The 4,636-nt window shown below is 64.5% G+C and carries 1 protein-coding gene; it reads right to left on the bottom strand.

All coding sequences use genetic code 11. The annotated features are described in order from the left end of the window. Positions 1–4,636: non-ribosomal peptide synthetase (locus tag EOA38_RS28535; protein ID WP_127300806.1), on the bottom strand; the 4,636-nt coding region annotated here is incomplete at both ends.

Here is a 4,636-nt window from a genome sequence, read left to right as displayed (position 1 = left end):
ATCTCGCCCGGCTCGATGCGGAAGCCGCGGATCTTCACCTGCTCGTCGTTGCGGCCCAAAAACTCCAGATTGCCGTCCGGCAGATAGCGCGCCAGGTCGCCGCTCTTGTAGATCCGGGCGCCGGTCTCATCGCTGAACGGATCGGCCAAAAACCGCTCCGCCGTCAGCTCCGGCCGGTTCAGGTAGCCGCGCGCAACGCCTGCCCCGCCAATGTAAAGCTCGCCCACCGCCCCGAACGGCACCGGCTGACCATGAGCGTCCAGCAGGTAGATCCGCGTGTTGGCAATCGGACGGCCAATCGGGACAACTGACCCATCAAAATCATCGGGGCAATTCCAGGCTGTAACGTCGATAGCAGCTTCCGTGGGACCGTATAGATTGTGCAGGCCAGTCCAAGGCAATACGCGCCGAACCTTCTGCGCAAGCGAGGCAGGAAGCGCCTCACCACTGCACACGAGACGCTGCAGCGATGTGCAGCGATCAACACCATTCGTGTCCATAAAGCTGACCAGCATGGATGGTACAAAGTGTGCAGTGGTGATGCGTTGGCTGATTATCAAGTTTACAAGCGCATCGGGGTCTTTGTGTGCAGCCGGAGGCGCCAGCACCAGGGTCGCCCCTTCAAGCAACGTCCAGAAGAATTCCCAGGCCGAGACGTCGAAGCCAAATGGCGTCTTCTGCAAGACGACATCAGTCGCATTGAGAGCGTAGGCTTTCTGCATCCAGATCAGGCGATTGATAATAGCCCGATGCTCATTCTTTGCCCCCTTTGGGGCTCCGGTAGAGCCTGAAGTGTAGATGACATAGGCGAGATGGCATGCGGTCAGGCCAAGAGCGCGCGGGTCCGGGTTCGAGGCGGGCAACTCGACCCAGGCCGGGGTGGCCGTCTCCAGATCGACCGTCGTGACATCGGCCAGCGCCTCGGCGCCGAGCGCGGAGCGTCCGGCCGCATCACAAAGCAGCAGCCGCGGCGAGGCATCGCCGAGGACCTGCCGCAGCCGCGCGCAGGGGTAGGCCGGGTCCAGCGGCAGATAGGCGCCGCCCGCCTTCAGGATCGCCAGCAGCCCCACCACCATCGCCGGGCTGCGCTCCAGGCAGATCGCCACCGGCTGATCCGGCTTGACCCCGAGGGCGATCAGATGATGGGCCAGCCGGTTGGCCCGCGCATTGAGCTCGCCATAGCTCAGGCGCTCGTCGTCGCAGACCACCGCCACCGCCTCCGGCGCCTGGCACACCTGCGCCTCGAACAGCTCGTGGATGCAAAGATCCGACGGATAGTCCGCGTCCGTCCGGTTCAGACCCTCCAGCAGATAGGTGCGTTCGGCGGCCGGCAGGATGTCGATGCGGCCGACCGGCTGGCCTGCATCGGCAACCATCGCCCGCAGCAGCACCACCAGATATTCACGCTGCCGCTCGATCGTCGCCTCATCGAATAGCGCCGTGGCATAACCAAACGCTCCGGCGATCTCCTCGCCAGACTCGCCAAGGCTCAGCTCCAGATCGAACTTGACCTGATCATACCCCTCCCCGGCAGCCTCCACAATCAGCCCCGGCAGGTCCAATGACTCGACCGCATTGTTCTGCCAGGCCAACATCACCTGGAACAACGGCGTGTGATCAAGATGCCGGGGCGGCTGCACGATCTCGACGACCTGCTCGAACGGCAGGTCCTGATGCTCCTGCGCCGCCAGCGCCGTGCGCCGCGTCCGTTCCAGAAGCTCCGACACGCTCGGCTCGCCCGACAGGTCCAGCCGAAGCGCCAGCGTGTTGACGAAGAAGCCGATCAGCTCTTCGATCTCGCGCCGGCCGCGATTGGCGCTCGGCACGCCGATCACAAGGTCGTCCTGCCCCGACAGACGCGAAAGCACCGCCGCCCAGGCCGCCAGCACCGTCATGAACAACGTCGTGCCATGCTGCCGGCTCAGCCGCTTCAGATCCCGCGTCAGATCCGCATCGATGACGATCGGCACACTGGCCCCGGCAAACGACTGCTGGGCCGGCCGCACGCGGTCCGTCGGCAGCGCAAGCCGGGCCGGGGCGCCTGACAGGGCGTTGCGCCAATACTGCGCCTGGCTCTGTAGCCGTTCCCCCGACAGCCACTGCCGTTGCCAGGCGGCATAATCCGGGTACTGGATCGCCAGCGGCGGCAAAGGATCGTCCTGTCCAGCTGCGAACGCCCGGTAAAGCTGACTGAGTTCACGCACCAGCACGCCCATCGACCATCCGTCCGAGGCAATGTGATGCTGGGTCAGCTGGAAGACGTGCTCCTCATCCGCCAGCCGGATCAGACGCGCGCGGATCAGCGGCCCGCGCGCAAGATCGAAGGGCGTCTGCGCCTCTTCACGGCACAGATCCAAAAGCGCCGCCTCTGCATCCGGCCTGTCCCGCAGATCGTGCTCCAGCACCGGCAGCCCTGCCTCAGGCGGCAGAACCTCAAACCAAGGCTTGCCCTCCGGAGCGACAAAGACACCGCGCAGCGCCTCATGACGGGCAAACAGACGGTCAAGGCTGCGCTGCCAGGCGACGCGGTCGAGCACGCCACGCAGTCTCAAGGCCAGCGGAATGTGATAGTTGGTACTGCCCTCGTCCAGCTGCGCCAAAAACCATAGCCGCTGCTGCGCGAACGACAGCGCAAGCGGCTCGTCGCGCGACACCGTCGCAATCGCCGGCAGGTCTTGCGGACCGGTGCGGCTCAACACCTCGACGATGCTTTCGGCCAGATCGGAAAGAACCGGCCTGGCGAACAGCCTCGTCAGCGGCAGTTCGACCCCAACAGCCCGCGACAGCCGGCTCAAGAGCTGCACCGCCAGGAGCGAATGGCCGCCGAGTTCGAAGAAGTTGTCGTGGCGTCCGACCCGCTCGACCCCGAGCAGCTCCGCCCAGATCCCGGCCAGCAGCGTCTCGACCGCGCCCTGCGGCGCTTCATAGGCGGCGTGCGCATAGGCCTCGTCGGCCGGCGCCGGCAGCGCCTGGCGGTCGAGCTTGCCGTTCGGTGTCAGCGGCAGCCCATCCAGCCGCACGAAGGCCGACGGCACCATGTAGTCGGGCAGCAGGCTAGCCAGATGGGCGCGCAAGGAGGCGGCAAGCGCGCCGCCATCGTCCCCGTCCGAGCCGGCCTCGGGTCCGCACACGACATAGGCGACAAGGTGCTTGTCGCCGGCGCGGTCCTGGCGCGCCACCACCACCGCCTCGCGCACCCAGGCGTGCTCGCAAAGCCGGGCGGCGATCTCGCCCGGCTCGATGCGGAAGCCGCGGATCTTCACCTGCTCGTCGTTGCGGCCCAAAAACTCCAGATTGCCGTCCGGCAGATAACGCCCCAGGTCGCCGGTCTTATACAGCCGATCACCTTCCACAAAGGGACTGGCGATGAACCGCTCGGCCGTCAGCTCGGGCCGGTTCAGGTAGCCACGCGCAACGCCTGCGCCGCCAATGTAAAGCTCGCCCACCGCCCCGAACGGCACGGGCGCGCCATGACCGTCCAGCAGGTACACCCGCGTGTTCGCAATCGGGCGCCCGATCGGGATACGGCGGAATGTCTCATCAATCGCGGTGATCTCGCAGACTGTCGCGAAGGTCGTCGTCTCGGTCGGACCGTAGCAGTGAATGAGGCGTACAGGACCTTCTTCTCTCAGCAATCTCAAAAATGAGGGAACGTCACTGGCCTCGCCTCCAGAAAGGAGGTACTTAAGTTGTGCCAACGCTGGAGCGATAGATGACGTATATTGGTTGAATAACGCTGTTGTTAGAAAAAGGGTTGTCACCCGTTGCTGTTCAAGTGACTTGGCAAAATTTGAAGGATTTATGACGGTCGTGGCATCCAATGCAATAATGCAGCCACCGTTGAGCAGCGGCGTCCACACTTCAAATGTGCTGGCGTCGAAGGCGGGATTACCCACCCACCCCACACGATCTCGGGCATCGATCTTCGCATAGCCGTTGTTGATGACGAGCCGGTTGACCGCACGATGAAGAACAACAACCCCCTTGGGAAGGCCGGTCGAGCCGGAAGTGTACATCACGTAAGCGGCAGCCTCGGCGCTCAACGTCAAGCCAGGGTCGGCACTAGACCCAGTCCCAGCCATGAGCGGCTCAATAGACAGAACAGGGATCGTCACATCAATCAATTCATCGTCACCCTCCGTAAGCACGAGGCGCGCAGCACAATCTGCTATCAGCCATCCTTGTCGCGCAGATGGAAGAGCGCGATCGATCGGCACATACACTCCGCCCGCCTTCAGGATCGCCAACTGCGCCACGACAAGAGCGACGGAGCGGTCCAGCACTGTCGCAATGCGGTTCCCCGGCCTGACCCCGAGGGCGATCAGATGATGGGCCAGCCGGTTGGCCCGCGCATTGAGCTCGCCATAGCTCAGGCGCTCGTCCTCATGCACCACCGCCACCGCCTCCGGCGCCTGGCGCACCTGCGCTTCGAACAGTTCGTGGATGCACCGCTCCGACGGATAGGCCGCCGCCGTCCGGTTCAGATCCTCCAGAAGGTAGGTCCGCTCCTCGGACGACAGCAGCTCGATGCGGCCGACCGGCTGCCCGGCATCGGCAACCATCGCCCGCAGCAGCGCCAGCAGATAATCGCACTGCCGCTCGATCGTCGCCTCATCGAACAGCGCCGTGGCATAGT

Source organism: Mesorhizobium sp. M1E.F.Ca.ET.041.01.1.1, assembly GCF_003997355.1.
Lineage (GTDB): Bacteria > Pseudomonadota > Alphaproteobacteria > Rhizobiales > Rhizobiaceae > Mesorhizobium.
The sequence above is the reverse complement of the archived record's forward strand: the minus strand, read 5'-3'. Positions and strand labels throughout refer to the sequence as shown.